This is a genomic window from Allorhizobium sonneratiae (assembly GCF_023700755.1).
GTDB lineage: Bacteria > Pseudomonadota > Alphaproteobacteria > Rhizobiales > Rhizobiaceae > Allorhizobium > Allorhizobium sonneratiae.
On sequence record NZ_JAMKOJ010000013.1, the window covers coordinates 1 to 17449 of the forward strand.

Annotated in this window: 12 protein-coding genes, 1 tRNA gene and 1 pseudogene; 5 read left to right on the plus strand and 9 right to left on the minus strand. The window is 58.8% G+C overall.

Annotation, left to right across the window (positions count from 1 at the left end):
• Positions 1-739: pseudogene (locus NAC44_RS19265) on the plus strand (beta strand repeat-containing protein); the annotation flags it as partial.
• Between the two features lie 347 nt (positions 740-1086).
• Here NAC44_RS19265 and NAC44_RS19270 read toward each other — a convergent pair.
• Positions 1087-1163, minus strand: a tRNA-Pro gene (locus NAC44_RS19270).
• Between the two features lie 376 nt (positions 1164-1539).
• On the opposite strand from NAC44_RS19270, the gene NAC44_RS19275 reads away from it, so the two are divergent.
• Positions 1540-1971: a hypothetical protein gene (locus NAC44_RS19275; RefSeq protein WP_250943193.1), complete on the plus strand. Its 432-nt coding sequence runs from the start codon at positions 1540-1542 to the stop codon at positions 1969-1971.
• Positions 1972-2159: 188 nt separating this feature from the next.
• Here the strand turns inward: NAC44_RS19275 and NAC44_RS19280 are convergent, their stop codons facing one another.
• The 6 genes from NAC44_RS19280 to NAC44_RS19305 form a co-directional block, all read right to left on the minus strand.
• Positions 2160-4106 carry a hypothetical protein gene (locus tag NAC44_RS19280; RefSeq protein WP_250943194.1) on the minus strand — a complete coding sequence of 649 codons (1947 nt, stop codon included), beginning with the start codon at positions 4104-4106 and terminating at the stop codon, positions 2160-2162.
• Positions 4107-4666: 560 nt separating this feature from the next.
• Positions 4667-6691, minus strand: coding sequence for an O-linked N-acetylglucosamine transferase, SPINDLY family protein (locus NAC44_RS19285; RefSeq protein ID WP_250943195.1), 2025 nt, complete (start codon positions 6689-6691; stop codon positions 4667-4669).
• A gap of 276 nt (positions 6692-6967) precedes the next feature.
• On the minus strand, positions 6968-7420 hold the full coding sequence (locus tag NAC44_RS19290; RefSeq protein WP_250943196.1) for an Ivy family c-type lysozyme inhibitor: 453 nt from the start codon (positions 7418-7420) through the stop codon (positions 6968-6970).
• Between the two features lie 16 nt (positions 7421-7436).
• Entirely contained in the window at positions 7437-10895 is a 3459-nt protein-coding gene (locus NAC44_RS19295) for an AAA family ATPase (RefSeq protein WP_250943197.1), read from the minus strand.
• Positions 10896-10967: 72 nt separating this feature from the next.
• Complete coding sequence (locus tag NAC44_RS19300) at positions 10968-11657, minus strand: DsbA family protein (protein ID WP_250943198.1); 690 nt, start codon at positions 11655-11657, stop codon at positions 10968-10970.
• Between the two features lie 126 nt (positions 11658-11783).
• A complete protein-coding gene (locus tag NAC44_RS19305; RefSeq protein WP_250943199.1) occupies positions 11784-12284 on the minus strand; it encodes a DUF721 domain-containing protein in 501 nt (166 codons plus the stop codon).
• 81 nt (positions 12285-12365) lie between these two features.
• Between NAC44_RS19305 and mutY the strand changes: the two genes are divergently transcribed.
• The 3 genes from mutY (at position 12366) to NAC44_RS19320 (ending at position 15013) form a co-directional block, all read left to right on the plus strand.
• The gene (gene mutY / locus NAC44_RS19310; protein ID WP_250943200.1) at positions 12366-13496 is read left to right on the plus strand and encodes an A/G-specific adenine glycosylase; all 1131 of its coding nucleotides are present in this window, start codon (positions 12366-12368) and stop codon (positions 13494-13496) included.
• Between the two features lie 228 nt (positions 13497-13724).
• Positions 13725-14093, plus strand: a complete 369-nt coding sequence (locus NAC44_RS19315) for a hypothetical protein (protein WP_250943201.1) — start codon at positions 13725-13727, stop codon at positions 14091-14093.
• A gap of 311 nt (positions 14094-14404) precedes the next feature.
• Entirely contained in the window at positions 14405-15013 is a 609-nt protein-coding gene (locus NAC44_RS19320) for an HAD family hydrolase (protein WP_250943202.1), read from the plus strand.
• A gap of 120 nt (positions 15014-15133) precedes the next feature.
• Here NAC44_RS19320 and NAC44_RS19325 read toward each other — a convergent pair whose 3' ends face one another.
• Together NAC44_RS19325 and NAC44_RS19330 are read right to left on the minus strand one after the other, a co-directional pair.
• Positions 15134-15739, minus strand: a complete 606-nt coding sequence (locus NAC44_RS19325) for a pyridoxamine 5'-phosphate oxidase family protein (protein ID WP_250943203.1) — start codon at positions 15737-15739, stop codon at positions 15134-15136.
• 67 nt (positions 15740-15806) lie between these two features.
• Positions 15807-17234, minus strand: a complete 1428-nt coding sequence (locus tag NAC44_RS19330) for an O-linked N-acetylglucosamine transferase, SPINDLY family protein (RefSeq protein WP_420839993.1) — start codon at positions 17232-17234, stop codon at positions 15807-15809.
• Positions 17235-17449: the final 215 nt, after the last annotated feature.

Sequence of the window (17449 nt, forward strand, 5' to 3'; positions counted from 1 at the left end):
CCTTGGCAGCGACATCTCCGGCCTCAGCACCGCTGCACTGGCAGGACTGTCTTCGGATCAGGCAGCGGCGATCTCCTCAACACAGATCACAAGCCTCTCGTCAAAGCAGCTGGCAAGCCTCAGCTCCGCCCAGGTCGCATCCCTGTCAACGGCAGCCATTGCAGGTCTCGGCAGCTCGGTTGCAAGCCTCAGCACCAAGGCACTCGCAGGTCTGACAACCAATCAGGTCGTCGCCCTTGGCACAACGGGCGAAACAGGCCTGACATCGGCACAGATCGGCGCGCTCTCCACGGCGAATATCGCGGCACTGACCACCGCACAGCTTGATGCCTTGAGCACGGCACAGGTTGCAGGTCTCAGTTCCGCCCAGGTATCAGCCTTGAGCACGGCGGGTGTGTCAGCTCTGGGCACGGATGTCGCAGCGCTGAGCAGCAAAGCGATCTCCGGACTGTCGACCGAGGACATCTCGACGCTTGGAACGACGCAGGCGCAAGCCCTGACCTCGAGCCAGATCTCGCTGATGAATTCCGTTCAGATCGAGGCCTTTACCACCGCCGGTCTCAACGCTTTCGATACGGGAGATATTGCCGCCATCAGCACCAAGGCGATTTCCGGCCTGACAACCAACGACATTGCCGGTCTCAACAGCTCACATCTGACGGCCATTACCAGCAGTCAGATCCAGGCGATGAATTCGGATCAGGTCAACGCCGTTATTGCCGCCTATCATGCCCTCTAAAGCAGGTCGCGTTTTATTATCTTCAATAAAACGATAACGTACATGCGAAAAAACAAAGGGTTAAAGCACGCTGACTGAGGCTGATAAGCCGCAACGTACTTTAGCATTCCGGAAGAAAAGTGGACACTTCTGCCCACTTTTCCTCACATCAAACGCCAAGCGCAAATATAAGGGCATCCGTAAAACGATGCCCTCCAAAAACTGAAAAGGCTCCTGCATTTCGGACACGGAAATGCAGGAGCCTTTGCGTATCGGCTATATGGCAAAAAACAGGGCCTTATCCCCTGTTAAGGGGCGAATAAAAGCACAAGAGAGGAAAAACGACAGCTCGGGATATCTGTTTCAACTGGTCGGAGTGGAGTGATTCGAACACTCGACCCCCACGTCCCGAACGTGGTGCGCTACCAGACTGCGCTACACTCCGTGACCAGTGGTGGCTCGTATAGACCATGGATTTCGGTTAGACAAGCGGTCATTTCAAAAAAAATTCACACTATCCACCGTGGCCGGAAAGCCGCACAGGACAGGCTTTTGTCCCAAGCTTATGCAAGGCTGTCTGGTGGCCATTTTCAACGACGATGTTTGGGGATAAGGGCAAGCCTGATGCGGCTAAGAGCCTGTTTATCGAAGTTTTGTCCGGCAAAGTGTCTGAACGAAAATTTGAAGGGGCAAAGAGTGATTCCGTCACTATCAATGCTGCGTTCATCTGAATTTGAGCTATGGCTTTTGCCGTAGGGAATTTACGAAAAGGGTCACCGGTTTTCGGCTGACGACCGGTGGATGAGTGAAGGATCAAGGGAATGAAAATGAAAATCATGCTGTCGGCTGGCCTGCTGCTGGCTTTGGCAGGTTGTGCAACAACAGGCAGTGATGGGCAAGCCGCCAAGGTCGTGGCCCCCAAGCGGGATGCGCTTGCCGACCGTTGGGTCGGTCAGCCGGCCGGGCGCTTCTTCGCCCAATACGGGCCGCCTTATAACGATCAGGATAATGGGTCCGGCAGGACCTACGACTGGCGCGGCGCCTATAAGACCCGCATGACCGGCGAGAAGTATGAAAAGCTTGCGAATGGAAAACGCGGCAAGCTGTTGAGCCCTGGGCGCAAACAATATCTCCATTGCGAATTGCAGGTGACCGTTTCGTCCGATTATGTCATCCGCAAGATCACCACGGTCTATGATATGCCGCTCGGCAATGGCCAGACCTGGTGTGAACAAGCGCTGGATGCAGGCTGAATCCTGAGAAAATCCGTAGATGGATGAAGAAGCGTACCGAAACAGGCACCGCTTCTTCATCCTGACGATTATTGAATTTTGTTTTCGAGAGCATCGTGCCGAAAATCGGAATCGGCACGATGCTCTCAGTCTTTTATTTGTCGCATGTCCGATATCGTTTCATTGAGGACAATGAAACGCGACATGCTTCAGGCGTTCTTGTAGGCCTCAATCACGGCATCGAGCTGAGCACTCTTCAGCGCGTGAATCTGGTTACTGGTGAAGGAACGCAGATGGGTCGAATCCAGCGAGGCGATATCGGATGTCGTCAGACCGGCCAGCCCCCTCGTACCAATGGCAGCAAACTCACCTGTCGTCAGACTGTTGAGATCCTCCGTGGTCAGCGCTGCAATCTGGTTGGAGTTCATCACCGCAATCTGCGCCGTCGTCATTGCCGACACCTGAGCGGTCGTCAGCGCCTCGATCTGGCTCGAGGTCAGGCCGGCAACGGTTTTGGTCGAAAGCACCGCAATGTTCGTACCGAGCGCAACGATATCGGCCGTCGGCAGGGCGGCAATCTGCTTCGAGCTGAGGCCGGCCAGTTGCGCCGTGCCGAGAGCGGCGGCCTGATCCGTGGTCAGCGCCGCCATGACAGCGGTGGAAAGTCCGGCAATGGTGGCCGAAGACAGAGACGCCTCGCCAAGCGTGCCCATGGCAACCACCTGGGAGGATGTCAAGCCGGCCAGACCGCGTGAGCTCAGCGCACCGATCCGCGTGCCAAGCGCGGCAACGGCGTCGGTGGAGAGCGAGGCGACCTGCGCCGAACTCAAGACAGCCAGCTGGGATGTGCTCAGTGCTGCGACCTGTGCCGTCGTCAGGATATTGAGCTGCGACGAGGTCATGCCGGCAACCGTGCGGGTTGAAAGGGCGGCAACATTGGTGCCGAAGGCGACCAGATCCGCCGTCGGCAGGGCGGAGAGCTGCTTGGAGCTCAAGGCGGCAATCTGGCCGGTGGACATGGCCGCAGCCTGTTCGGACGTCAGGGCGGCGATATCGGCGGTGTCGAGCGCGGCAATCTGGCCGGTCGTCAGCGCCGTCTCGCCCAGCGTGCCCATGGCCACCACCTGCGCGGCGGTCAGCCCAGCAATGCTGCGGGAGGAAATTTCATCGATATTGCTGCCAAGCGCAGCAATGGCGTCGGTGGACAAGGCGCCGACCTGTGCGGTTTTCAGCAAGGCGAGCTGAGTGGACGAAAGGGCTGCGACCTGCGCCGTCGTCAACGCCGCAAGCTGAACCGTCGTCAGTCCGGCAAAGCCCTTCGAGTTGAGAGCCGAAATGGAAGTGCCAAGACCGGCAACCGCTTCCGTCGAGAGAACTGCAACCTGTTTCGAGGTCAGCCCGGCAATCTGCTCTGTGCCGAAGGCTGCGATCTGGCTGCTCGTCAGGCCGGAGACAAGGCCGGTCGAAAGCGCCGCGATCTGGGCGCTGGTCAGCGCCGCCTCTTCTGCCGTGCCCATGGCGGCAAGCTGGCTCGTGGTCAAACCGGCAAGACCGCGCGTGGACAGGCCGGAAATGTCCGTGCCAAGACCGGCAATCGCAGCCGTGGATAGCTCCGACACCTGAAGAGAGGTCAGGGCGCCAAGCTGTTTCGAGGTCAGTTCCGCGGCCTGAGAACTGCTGAGGCTGGACAGCTGCAGGCTGGTGAGGCCTGGCACGGCACGCGAACCTAACGCACCGATATTCGACCCAAGCGCGGCCAGCACATCGGTTGTAAGGGCAGCAACCTGTTTCGAGGTGAGGCTGGCCACCTGCAATGTCGTCAGATCGGCAATCTGCTGGGTGGAAAGATCGGCAATGTCTTCAGTGCTCATGCCGGCAATCTGAAGAGAGCTTAACGCCGCCTCCTGCACCGAGGTCAAGATGGCGAGCTGTTCAGCCGTCAGGCCGGAAATGGACTTGTGGGAAATGGCGCCGACCTGGGAGGAGTTCAGTACGGCGAAATCCTCGGTCGTGATCGCGGAAATCTGAGCTGAGCTCAAGGCCCCGACCTGGGCCGTACTCAGTTGGGCAATGTCACTCGTCAGCAGAGAGGCGATAGCGCTCGTGCTCAAGCCCTTCATCTGCGAGACTGAAATATAGGAAACCACACTCGTCATGGATATCTGTCCCCTTGCGGCAGCGATCAACAGGCCGGATCCCGCCGCAAGGCATGGAAACGCCACAGCCTTGTCTCAAAATCCGACTTTTTGGAAACATGGTCCCCGCGGACCATACGTAGGGATCGCATCATGCCGGGAGGTCCATTAGCCCTCTCCATCCCACGACCACCGCCACGGACGTTTTGTTTCGTCCATGCGATTTTCTTTATGCCATCGACCGAAGCATTGCTGAAACCGGACTGTAACAGCAAAACGCCCGAGCCCCTCACTTTACCCATCCAGCTTTTGCAAGACTGAATAAGCTTCAATTTTGAAAAAGAGTAAGCCCTCGAATCTCTTAGCACGCATGCTTATACATGATTCACAAAGAACACCAAAAGATTAAATTTCGTTATATTTCATTATCGCTTCCCGCCGACTGCCTCCCATGTTGACCGACACAGGAGAACGGGATGCGGCGCTGTGAGAGCGGTTCAGTGCTTCATTGAAACGCTCTCACTCTTGGTTTTTCCGCATTTCCGGACGGAAAACCGTTTCACACTTTTCCTGGAACTGCTCTAGACAGATGGCCAGAGACGCGAATCGGGGTAGATCGGCTCCATCCGGTTCAACTCGTCCAGACGATTGCGGAAACGCCGACGATAGGCATCGTCCGTTTCAAAATCGCCGCTGTCGAGCAGGATCTTTGCCCCGACATCATAATAGAGGTCGAGATTGCGCAGATCCGGAACCGGAATTTCGCCGCGCTCGGCCTCGCCCTGCATCTGCCAGAACAGGTCCTCAAGCCTTTTTGCCAGCCCGGGCATGTCGCGAAGCGCGCAGGTCTCGCGCTGGTCGGCGATTTTCTGCCGTATGGCTTTGAGTGCCTGACGGTCGTTTGCCAGCGCCACAGCCTTTTCCACATAGGCCTCGGGGCTTTCCACAATCAGCTCGGCGACGCCGGCTGCCGTAACGATGCTGGCGCAAAAGCGGGTGGCAAAGCTCTTGCCCGGCATGGTCAGCACCGGCAGCCCCATGGTGATGGCGTCGGCGGCAGTCGAATGAGCACCGTAGGGGAAGGTGTCGAGGAAAAGATCGGCAAGCGCAATGCGGGCCAGATGCTGGGGATTGGGTGCTTTGCCGGCAAAGACGATCCGGGCCGGATCGAGGCCCGCAGCCGCAGCCAAATCGCGCAGGCGCTGATTGGCCGCATCCGGTCCGCTGAGCAACCACAAAAGACTATTGGGCACAGCACCCAGAATGGCAATCCAGCGCTTGAAACAGGCCTCGTTGATCTTCTGCATGCCGTTGAAGCAGGCAAAGACGAAGGCGTCTTCCGGCAGGCCCGCCTCGGCGCGCGTGGGGCGCTCCGCCACGAGACGCTTGCGGTCCACCGGCTGGTTGCACGGAATATGGAGGACTTTTTCGGTATAATAGATCTCGCTGCCGGGCGGCACGATGACCGGATCGGCAATCATATACTGATGATAGGGCGTGGCCATGGTGCCCGGATAGCCGCAGAAATTGACGATGACCGGCGCCGGGCGATAGGCAAAAAGCTTCGTGCGCGCATGTTTGGTATAGCCATTGACATCGATGAGGATATCGATGCCGTCTGCAATGATCAGGCGCGCGGCATCCAGATCCTCCATGGCAGCGATATCGCGCCAGACATCGATGACCTTCTTCATCCGCTCTTGGGTTGGATCGCCCTGACGCGGCTCACCGATATAATAGGCGTAGATTTCCACGCTCGTCTTGTCATGCAGCTCCAGCAATTCGCTGAGCGCGAAGCCGACAGCATGATCGCGCAGATCGGAGGAGACATAGCCGATTTTCAGCCTTTCGCCTGTACCTGTCTTTGCGCGAACCGTGGGCGCCATCAGATCGGCTGGTTCGGGATAGCCCAGATTTTTCTTCTGATGGCGATAGGCTTTGGCCATCAGGAACAGCGGATCGTCGGCATAGCAGGACAGTGTCAGCGTCGACATCGAATCCAGCAACTGCCGGGCCGAGACCCGCTCGCTCGGCATGATGACCGGCCATTTGCACTGGCGCTGGCGAAGCCCGGTCAGATGCAAACCTGCATCGGCGGCCTCCGGCTGCAATTCCAGCACCTCGGCGAGAAAGCGTTCGGCCTCCTCATATTGCTCGGCATTTTCCATGACCCGGCCAATATGCTTGAGCGCCATCAGACGGAAAGAAAAGCGATCAGGGGTTATATCGGCAGTGGCCTTGGTAAACTCCTGCCACTGCAGCACTGCCTGACCAAGCTGACCACCATCCTCATAAGCACGACCGAGATTGATATGGGCCTGGGCGAAATCGGGCTTCAGCGCAATACATGCGCGCAGGGCATGGATCGAGCCGGACACATCCTCCAGCCGCCGCAGCGTCACCGCATAATTGAAATAAACCAGATGCAGCAGCGGATTGCCTTGATTGAAGGCGATCCAGGTCTTGTAAAGCTCCGCAGCCTGGGCGACATGGCCACCCCTGTTCCAGGCCTCGGCAATCTCGAACACCTGCCCGACCGGCAGGGCCTGCTTGCGCGCCAGATCAAACACATCGGCAACTGTCACATTGCCCGCACCATTTCCCACGCCCGTATCCACGATGATCCAGCCCGCCCTTTACTGGCTCCCGGAAAGAGCGGGCCGGGGACATTGCCTCTCCCGACACCCGCATGCTGACCGCAGCCGATTGATCTTCAGCACAAACATGGTCAGCATCCAGACCGGGTATCAGACTGGCGGCAGGGTCTGCGCCCCCGCGATCACAACCGGCAGCAAACAATGTTCGTCCCCACCTTTGACATAGTGGGACGAGCTTGCATCAGGCTTGTTTGATATAAGCCGCCACAAAGGCGCGGCACGCAATCACGGTTTGCGCTCCAGCGCTGCCTTTTCCGCCGCATCAGGGCTTCCCAGAAACACAGGCGGCGCACCCTGATCATCGACCCGCATCACCGCATGTTTGCCATCGGCGGAAAACAGCACCTTGATGGCGCTTTGCTGGCAGCGTTTCGGCGCGCAGGCAAAGAAAAGCTGCATCGGTCTACCCTCGACCGGCACTTCAATCGAGGCGAGGCCGACATAAGTATCTGCCTGCACCATATTCAGCACCCATGGTGGAATGCCCTGGGCACCGCGGATGAGTCGCTCCAGCGCCTCACGATGCGGTTTCGAGCTTCTCACCGTCTGGGCCAGAAAATTGCCGGAAAGACTGGCCGCCTGAGCCGTCGCGAGTGGCAGGCCCGGAACAAAAAGGCCCGGGACAGGCGCAATGCCAAGGCCCAGAACAAGACAAAAGACAAGCGATGGTGTTTTCATCGGCAGCTCCCATTTCTTACACAGCCTCGCGCAGGGCCTCCGCCGTCTGCAGGTCCACCGAGACGAGCTGGGAGACGCCCTGCTCCGCCATGGTGACGCCGAAGAGGCGGTTCATCCGCGCCATGGTGATCGGATTGTGGGTGATGATGACGAAACGGGTTTCGGTCGAGACGGCCATTTCGTCCATCAGATTGCAATAGCGCTCGACATTATGATCATCAAGCGGCGCATCGACCTCATCCAGCACGCAGATCGGCGCGGGATTGGTCAAAAACACGGCAAAGATCAGCGCCATGGCCGTCAGCGCCTGCTCGCCGCCGGACAGAAGCGTCATGGTCTGCGGCTTTTTGCCGGGCGGGCGCGCCAGGATTTCCAGCCCCGCATCCAGCGGGTCTTCGCTTTCGATCAGTTGCAGCTCCGCCGTGCCGCCATTGAACAGATGGGTGAACAGCCGCTGGAACTGGGCATTGACCACATCAAAGGCGGCGAGCAGCCGTTCACGGCCCTCGCGATTGAGGCTCTGGATCGCACCGCGCAGAGCCTTGATCGCCTGAATGATGTCGTCGCGTTCGCGGATCAGTGCCTGAAGCTTGTCGGACAGCTCCTTCTGCTCCTCATCGGCGCGCAGATTGACAGCGCCCAGCCGGTCGCGCTCCATTTTCAGCCGGTCGAGATCCCGCTCCACCGTGCGCTGATCGGGCAGCGGTTGATCGACAGCATGGCCGGCAAGGCGCAGCGCCTCATGCGCTGCAACGGCCAGCACCTCCTGAATGCGCGCTTCGGCCTCCTTGCGACGCTCACGGGCGGAAATCAGCCTTTCTTCGGCGCGACCGCGCTTTTCCCGGACATCGGCCAAAGCGGCAAGGGCAGATGCCGCCTGCTGATCGGCCTCGCGTTGCAGGGTCTCGGCCTCGGCCAGCCGGTCACCTGCCGCACGCCGTGCTACCTCAGCCTTGTCCAGCTCCCGGATCAACAGCAGCCGTTTTTCATCGAGATCATCGGGGGCGGCTTCCAGATCCTGCAATTCGATCTGCGCTTCTTCCGCGCGCTCCCTGAGGGTGGCGATATGCTCCTCGGTGCTTCTGGCCCGCGCTGCCCAGCTTTCCCGCTCCTGCCTTATGGCCAGGATACGACGCTGGCGCTGGTCGTTTTCGCGGGCAAATCCCTCATGGCGGGCGCGGGCTTCGGCCAGAAGCGCCCGGCCCATGGCCTGTTCCTGTCTGAGCCTGTCGAGGTCCTGATCGAGCGCGGCAAGATCCGGCTGGCCGTCAAGGGCAATGGCAGCCTCCTGCCGCAGTGCTTCCGTCTCTTCGATCTGCCCGGCCAGCCCCTTTTCAGCCTCCTCGATCACGGCGCGGCGGCGCAGAAGATCGCCAGAGGCACGCTCTGCCAATGTCAGCGCTTCGCGGGCCTCGGCCAACTGCCGTGCCGCCATGCGCTGGCGCTCGCGTGCGTCGGCCAGAGCCGTCTCGGCGGCGCTCACGGCCTCACGCCGCAAGGCAAGCTGCACTTCGGCCTCTTCCAGCACGATCCGCGCCTCATCGATCTCCGCCTCCAGTTCGGCCAGGCGGTTTTTCTGCGCCAGACGCAAGGCAGCAGCGCTGGGCGCTTCCGAGCCGGTAATATGACCGTCCCAGCGAAAAATCGCCCCGTCTGTCGTCACCAGTTTTTGCCCCGGTTTCAACATCGGCAGAAGACGGCGGGCGGTCTGAAGATCGGTCACACCGATCTGTCGCAGGCGGCGGGACAGGACCGCAGGCGCCTCGACATGATCACTCAGGGCAGACACACCGTCGGGCAGCGGCGGATCATCATCCTCCGGCCCCGGCATCGACCAATAGGCGGGCGCGGCAGAATCAAGCGGGCTTTCGAGATCATCGCCAAGTGCTGCCCCAACCGCCGTCTCGAAACCGCGCGCAACAGTCAGCGCTTCGGCCACCGGCGAAAATGCCCCTGCCGTCACCGAGGCCAGCATTTTGCCGATGGTTTTCGCCTCGGTTTCCAGCGCCGAGACCGCACTTCGCGCCTCCTCCACCGGTCTTCGGCTCATCGCCTCCATCCGGCGCGCCTCGTTCAGACCTTCCTCAGCCTCGATCATCCGGGCTTCGGCCTCTTCCACCGCAAAATCGGCGGCATCCACCGCATCGCGCTTTTCTTCCGGGTCGGGCAGGCTGGCGAGCTTTTCCGTGAGCGCCTGACATTCGCGGCGCGCCTCATCGGCCTGCCGCTCCAGCCTCAGCCGCCGTTCGGCCAGATCGCGCAGGGACCGCTCCATCTGGTTGCGTGCGGCTGCGGCCTCGGCCCGCTCGGCGGTGCGCCCGGCAACATGCTGCTCAATTTCGGCAAGACGGCTGGCGGCCTCCTCAAAGGCGATTTTCAGCTCCTGTGCTTCATCGCCCTGATCGGCCAGCAGCGCCTGCAACTCCGTTTCTTCAGCCTCCAGCCGGGCCAGCACCTCCGCATTGTCGGCCACCAACCGCTCCTCGCGGGCAATATCCTCACCAAGCTGGGACAGCCGCCGCATCAGCTCGTCGCGACGCTTCAACAGGCGGCTGGCCTCTTCCTCAAGCTGGTTGCGGGCAATCTGCAATCGTTGCAGGGCGGCTGCGGCTTTTGCCTCCTCATCGCGCAGTTCCGGCAGTTTCAGGCTGGTGACGGCCTGCTGTTTTGCCGCCTCCATCTGCGCCTGCGCCCGCTCGGCCACCAGCGAGGTGGCGACGTTCAGGGCACTGTCGGCCTCGGCTTCGGCCTGTTTCGCCTCGCTCCAGCGGATATGTAAAAGCATGGCGTCGCGGGCGCGGATCTCGGCGGAGAGCAGCTTGAAGCGGTTGGCCTGACGCGCCTGTCGTTTCAGGCTTTCGATCTGGCTTTCCAGCTGGGCGACGATATCCTCCAGCCGCTCCAGATTGGTTTCGGCGGCGCGCAGCCTCAGTTCCGCCTCATGGCGGCGCGAATGCAGGCCGGAAATGCCCGCCGCCTCTTCCAGCAATTGCCGTCTGGCCTGGGGCTTTGCCTGAATGAGTTCGCCAATGCGGCCCTGCCCGACCATGGAAGGCGAGCGCGCCCCGGTCGAGGCATCGGCAAACAGCAATTGCACATCCTTGGCGCGGGCTTCCTTGCCATTGATGCGATAGACCGAACCGTTCTGCCGCTCGATGCGGCGTGACACCTGAATTTCATCCTGATCGTTGAAAGCGGCGGGCGCGGTGCGATCGGCATTGTCGAGATAAAGCGCCACCTCGGCGGAATTGCGGGCCGGACGATTGCCGGAGCCGGAAAAGATCACGTCGTCCATGCCCGACGCGCGCATGTTCTTGTAGGAGTTTTCCCCCATCACCCAGCGCAGCGCCTCGACCAGATTGGACTTGCCGCAACCATTCGGGCCGACAACGCCGGTCAGCCCCTTTTCGATGATAAATTCAACCGGCTCCACGAAGGATTTGAAGCCCACCAGTCTCAGCTTGGTGAACTTCATCGGCAGATGCCTTCAAACGCAAAAAAGGGCGCACGGATTGCTCCGTCGCCCTTTGCTGTTTGCAAGGCCGGATCACAACATGCTGTCAATGATCGCCGACACGGTTTCAATTGGCATATCCCCGGCATAGACCTTGCCGTTAATGATGAAGGTTGGGGTGGCGTTGACGCCAAACTCCTTGGCACCACGATCGCGGACCGCCGTTACCTCAGCGGCAAGCTTGGTGTTCGTCAAGCAGGCCTGAAAGCTCTCCTGTGTAAAACCGGCGACTTTCGACAATTGCAGCATGGCGCCGCGCACATCGCCATTGGCCGGGGCCGCCCAATCGGCCTGCTGCTTGTAAAACATTTCGATGAAGGGGAAATAATCATCCTTCGGGGCGCAACGCGCCAGCATGAAAGCTGCCGTCGCGGCCGGATCGAATGGGAATTCGCGCAGGATATATTCGACCTTGCCGGTATCGATATATTTCTTCTTCAGTTCCGGGAAGGTGGTCACGGCAAAATGGGCGCAATGCGGGCAGGTCATCGACAGATATTCGACCATTTTCACCGGCGCATCCGCCTTGCCCATGGTCATGTCCGGCAGCGCACCATCCGGCTTTTTCAACACGTCGGCCATATTGACCTCACGGTCAGGCTTGGGAACCTCGGTTGCCGCCGCAGCCTGCCCAGCCAGAGCGGTAACACCGAGCCCGCCTGCCGCCATGGCCACACCTGCCATCAGCCCGCGTCTGCTTACATTCGCTTGAAAATTCGACATCTGTACACCCAAATTGATCCTGTTTGGCGGTTATAACGGCCCTCTATGACGAAACAAGGCCAAAAACCGTGTAAAAATCTCAAACAGTTTTCATCAGTCCGTTCACTTTTTCAACTTACAAAAGCGTTAGGATTGCTTTTTGCCGGCAAGAACACCGCGGCCCAGCCGCTCGATCGCCTGTTTCAGTTTTTCGTTTTCAATGCCTTCCGTCATCTTCGCCAGCCGCTTTTCCTGCACGGCATCAAGCCTTGCCGGGCCGCGTCGCCGTGATGAAAGCGAGGAGACCGGCTTTTGCACAATGCGGATCTGGCCGATAGCCGGATAGCCGAAAAAGCCGTTGATGCGGGCAATGAGCTCACCCTGGGCATGGTGCAGGAAAAGCGCGCGCGCACCCTCGCAGGCAATGGTCAGCACGCCGGGACGATGGCCGACGCTGTCGCCAGGAAAATCCCGTCGCGGCCAGGCAATCTTTTCCGGCCGGGTGCAATCGGCAAAATCGGCCCCGGCAATCTCGTCCCAGGAGCCGAGAAGCGCCGTGGAAATGCCAGCGCGGCGCGCAATCACCGGATCGATGATGCCATTGGCCAGTTCGGCAATCTGGCTTGCACCCTTTTTTCTGACGGCCATCGTTCCCCAGGCTTGGCAAATGACTTGAAACACAAGCTGATTCGCCTTCATATAAGGCCGTTTTCCGGCAAACGGCAATTCATGACCGCACATTCCTCCAAGATCGACCGTTCCCAGACGGATTTTTCCGCCCTGCTGCTTGCCTGGTACGACCGGCATCATCGTGAGTTGCCCTGGCGGATCACGCCAGCCATGGCGAGAAAAGGCCTGCGTGCCGACCCCTATCATGTCTGGCTGTCGGAAGTGATGCTGCAACAGACGACGGTACAGGCGGTCAAACCCTATTTCGAAAAGTTCCTGCACCTTTGGCCGCGTGTCACCGATCTGGCCGCCGCCGAAACCGAAGCGGTCATGGCCGCCTGGGCGGGACTGGGCTATTACGCCCGCGCCCGCAACCTGAAAAAATGCGCCGAAACCGTGGCCAGCCAGCATGGCGGTGTTTTTCCCGACACCGAAGACGGTTTGCGCGCCTTGCCCGGCATTGGCGATTATACGGCAGCGGCCGTAGCAGCCATTGCCTTCAACCGGCAGGCGGCGGTGATGGACGGTAATGTCGAACGGGTGATCTCCCGCCTCTTTGCCATAGATGCCCCCCTGCCCGGCGCAAAACCGCAGATGAAGGCGAAAGTGGCGGAACTGACACCCGCCCATCGTCCCGGCGATTTTGCCCAGGCGATGATGGATCTGGGCGCGACCATCTGCACGCCGAAACGACCCGCCTGCGCGCTCTGTCCCTTCCGCGATCACTGTCAGGCGCTGGAGCACCATGATCCCGAACAGTTTCCAGTCAAGGCAGCGAAAAAGGCCAAACCCGTGCGCCTCGGTGCTGCCTTTGTTGCGCTGGATGATAAAGGCCGGATTTTATTGCGCAGACGTGAAGACAAAGGCCTGCTGGGCGGCATGACGGAAGTGCCAACCACCGAATGGACATCCCGCGTCGACGGCGACCACACCACTGCCAGCGCCCCATTTGCCGCCGACTGGCAGGCAAAGGGCATCATCACCCACGTCTTTACCCATTTCGAGTTGAGGCTATCGGTGTTTCGCGCCGATAACATCGCCAGCCCTGCCACTCATCACGGATGGTGGGAGCCGCTTGCAAATCTTGATCGGCAAGCTCTGCCGACCGTCATGAAAAAAGTGATCGCCGCCGCAATACCTATCATATCAGGTCACGCCAATAACGATGAGCAGACTGCTGAAAAAGAGTGACCTTTTTTCCAGATCAACACACGCCAAAATCAGAAGCATTGTGCGCCGGTCTGGTTCGAGATGTTCCTGGCAGACACCCACTCTCATGCCGCAACCTAAACAGCCATTGATTTATACCATTTTTAGTCGCAATCAAAAGAAGAAAATCCTTGCTTAAAGCCATCATTGAAAATAACCAATGAGTGTAGTTGTTATTTTACACAATTAAAAATTGAAAGGAATTCAAAAATGGCATGGACATTTAAAGCCGTAGCAAAAACTCAGGCAGGCGAAGTAGAAACTGAATTGCTGACTCTTATCAACGACCTTACAGACAAGCAGAAAGAAACATTCAAGTCATCAGCTAGTGATATGAAGGGTGGAGATGCTCGCGGAATTATCATTTATGATAAGGATGGGCGTGATTTTCAGGGATTCTCCACATCAAATTATGTAATGAAAACATATAAGACGAACACTGATTACGAGAATCTCTACAATGAGGTGGTAAACCACATCAATTCGCTCACCCTCAAGCAAGCACAGAACGCCCGAACTGTATTCACAAATGCGCAAGCGCATGATGCGACAATAGCGATATATTATCCGGCTTCCTAAGGGTCTGGTTCCGACATTTCGCACCCTCAATGTCGGGCCGCCCCACGAGGCTAACCTTATCGAGTGGTTTGATTTTCCTCGATAAAAGAATTCCGCCCTCAGAGGACTTTTTTTGTCTCGATCAAACCACAAGAGCATCGGATCGAAAATCGGTTCCCACTTTTCGTCCAACGCTCTCATAAATTATTATGACCGCCTACAGTCCTGAAAATTGTTATCTCAAGTCACTGCCTTGAGATAACTTGTCTCAACACATCTCAACTGCCATAGATGCTTGCTCCATTTAATGTCCTTCGCACAAGGGAAAAGACATGACAGAGATCAGGCATATCGTGTTCGACATCGGCAAGGTGCTGATCCATTACGATCCGAACATTCCCTTCAGCCGGATCATTCCCGACGAGGCAGAACGCGCCTGGTTCTTTGCCCATGTCTGCACCCATGACTGGAATATCGAGCAGGACCGCGGCCGCACATGGGTGGAAGCCGAAGCGCTGCTGATTGCCGATCATCCCGAGCGAGAAGACCATATCCGCGCCTTCCGCAAACATTGGCGCGAAATGGTGCCGCATGCCTATGACGGCACAGTGGAGATCTTCACCGGCCTGATCGAAGAGGGCCGCGACGTGACCATGCTGACCAATTTCGCCGCCGACACCTTTGCCGAAGCGCAGGAGATGTTCCCCTTCCTCACCCTGCCGCGCGGCGTGACCGTCTCGGGCGAGATCGGCCTGATCAAGCCGGATAACGCCATCTATCATCACCATGTCAAAAGCTTCGATCTCGATCCGGCCCATACGATCTTCATCGATGACAGCCTGCCCAATGTGGAAGGGGCAAAAGAAGCCGGCTGGCAGGCGGTGCATTTCCAAAACCCGGACAAGCTGAAAAGCGATTTGCAGGCTTTCGGGGTTTTATGACAACAAAGCCTATCGCGATGCATGCGCTGCAATTCGACAGGCTTTACATCTGCTGCAAAAAATCAGTTGCGAAGCCACCGGAAGAACGCTCGACATCAATCTGGTTCAACAGCCCAGCGATCAATAGAGCGTCGCCTGTGACCTTGCGGGCAGGTCCCGGTCATAGGTGTCACCGTCGAAACCGTTGACGATATGTTTCAAGATCGCGCCTGCCGATGGCAGGCTGGCGCGGTCGATCTGGCTTTCCGGGTCCCAGAGTTTCGAACGCATGAAAGCCTTGGCGCAGTGGAAATAGACCGTTTCGACTTTTACGAGGATCACAGTTTTCGGCAGCTTGCCCTCGACGCTGAAACGCTCCAGCATGCCAGCCTCGGCGGTGATGCTGGCGTGACCGTTGACGCGCAGTGTCTCGCCAACGCCGGGCACCAGAAACAGCAGCGAAATCCGGCCATCGGCGATGATGTTCTTCAGATTGTCGATGCGGTTATTGCCGGGGCGGTCGGGAATGGCCAGCGTTTTGTCATCCAGCATCTGAACGAAGCCCGGCGCATCGCCTTTGGGCGAACAATCCGTTCCCTCCGGCCCGACAGTTGCCATGAGAATGAAGGGCGAGGCGCGGACGAAGGCGGCGTAATCGGCATTGATATGGTCGATTTCCTTGGCCAGCGAGGTCTGCTTGACCGGGCCGTAAATCGCTTCCAGTTCGTCCAGTGTGGTGATGGTCATCGTCTTGCGCCTTTGTTTTCAACAGCAGAAGAGACCAATTGCCGATGCAAGGCAAGCCTGAAAAGGCTCAGCCGCGCGCAGCCGCATCGGCTGCGATCGTCTCCAGCGCGCTTTCAAAATCGCGGGTGAAGCGAGCCGTGTCGAAAAGCGGCGCGGTCTTGCGCGCGTCGAGGAGATGCTGGCGCAGGCGGGATTGGCGGACCCCATCCTGCGCCAGTGCAACCGCCATCAGGCGGTATTGGTCAAGCGTATCGGCCACCAGCTCGGGCAGGCCGACGGCATTCAAAAGGCTTTCGGCGACACGCGCGGCAAAGCTTTCGCCCTTGAAGGTGATGACCGGAACGCCTGCCCACAGCGCATCCGCCGTGGTGGTGTGGCCATTATAGGGCGAGGTGTCGAGCGCGATATCGGCATGGGTCAGGCGGTGCAGATGCTCCGGGATCGAGGTCTTGCGGGCAAAGATGAGCCGTCCCGGATCAACACCGGCGCGGCTGGCGGCGGCGCGGAGATTGCTCCGCGTCGTCTCGTTCATCTCGATCAGCCACAGCACCGAGCCTTCGACCGCCGTCAGAATGTCCATCCACGCGGCAAAGACCGCCGAGCGGATCTTGACCGCCTGATTGAAGGCGGCGAAGACCATGCCCTTTTCCGGCAGGCCATGGGTGGCGCGCAGGCCCTGCCGCATCACCGCTTCGCGCGTGCCGTCATTGCATTGATAGCTCCCCGGCAGGCGGATCAGCTTTTCGGCATAAAACGGCTCCGAAGACGGCGGCGTGACGATGGCGTCGGTGATGGCGTAATCGATGCCAACACCGGCCACGCTGCCGGGAAAGCCGAGATAAGAAACCTGAATGGGGGCCGGTCTGCGGCAAAAAATGCCGAGCCTGTTGTCGAAGGTAAACCCTTTCAGGTCGATCAGGATATCGAGATCGAGCGCGCGGATGGCGGCCGCGGCCTGATCGTCATCAAGATCGACGATGTCGACAAAATGTTCCACCGCATTCAGGAAGCGTTGGCGAAGCCGTCCGCCACGATCTTTGGCGCGGGTGTGGCAGATGCCGAACACCTCGAAACGGCTGCGGTCATGATGTTCGAACACGCCCGCCATCAGAGCAAGCGTTGCGTGTTCGCAATAATCGGACGAGACATAGCCGATCCGCAGACGGCGGCTCACATCTCGTCGATAGGAGGGCCTAGGCTTGACCGGTACGTTAAGATTGGCCGCCGTGTTCAGCGCGCTCAGCACATGATAGGCCTCATCGCTGCACCATTGCAGTGAGCGGAAGACGTTTTCGCGAATATCGAGCCGCTCACCATCGCGTTCGTAAGCCGCGACCAGTTCGCCCTGCAGCCGGTCGGCCAGCGGAAAATCGCAAAGGCTGATCGCACACCAGAACAATTCGGTCAGCGCCAGCCTTTCATCGGGCTTTGCATCATAAGCCTTGCGCAGCGGCGCATAGGCCTCTTCCACCTTGCCCGCACCGAGCAGCACCATGCCGGCATTCAGCCAGTTTTCAAAATCGCGCCCGACACGCGCAAGCGTCTGCGCATAAGCGAGAGCATCCGGATAGCGCCCGGCCTCGCGATAAAGACTGCAAATTGAATGATTGACGTCGCAATCTGCGGAAAAATCCTTGTGCAATACAAGCAGCACAGCCAGCGCCCGATCCGGCTCGGCGCCATCGAGATAATGGCTGGCAGCACGAAAGC